This is a genomic window from Rahnella perminowiae (genome assembly GCF_019049755.1).
Taxonomy (GTDB): Bacteria; Pseudomonadota; Gammaproteobacteria; order Enterobacterales; family Enterobacteriaceae; genus Rahnella; species Rahnella perminowiae.
In genome coordinates this window covers 1-255 of record NZ_JAFMOS010000018.1, presented here as the reverse complement: position 1 = coordinate 255, position 255 = coordinate 1, and the positions used below count along the sequence as shown (strand labels likewise).

At 44.7% G+C, this 255-nt stretch carries 1 protein-coding gene; it reads right to left on the bottom strand.

Features of this window, described 5'->3' with window-relative positions:
• Positions 1 to 220: helix-turn-helix domain-containing protein (locus J1785_RS00075; RefSeq protein WP_217192073.1), on the bottom strand; the 220-nt coding region annotated here is incomplete at its 3' end.
• Between the last annotated feature and the right edge of the window lie 35 nt (positions 221 to 255).

The window sequence follows — 255 nt, the reverse complement described above, 5'->3', positions numbered from 1 at the left end:
GAGCCCTCTCAGCTATAGCTCTGCCCTCGTCTGTAATACGTAGATTACGGGTGTTTCTTTCAAAAAGTGTAGTGCCAAGTGCAGTTTCCAGCCTGGCTATCTGCTTGCTCACCATCTTGGGGAGTATGTGTAGGTCTCGTGCTGCGGCAGAGAAATTGTTTCTGTCGACGACGTGTAAAAACACTTCAAGGTCGTCATTTCTCAAGTTTATTTTGTTCATTTTGGGGTAAGTGTTTGTCCGTTTAGGTCTATTTA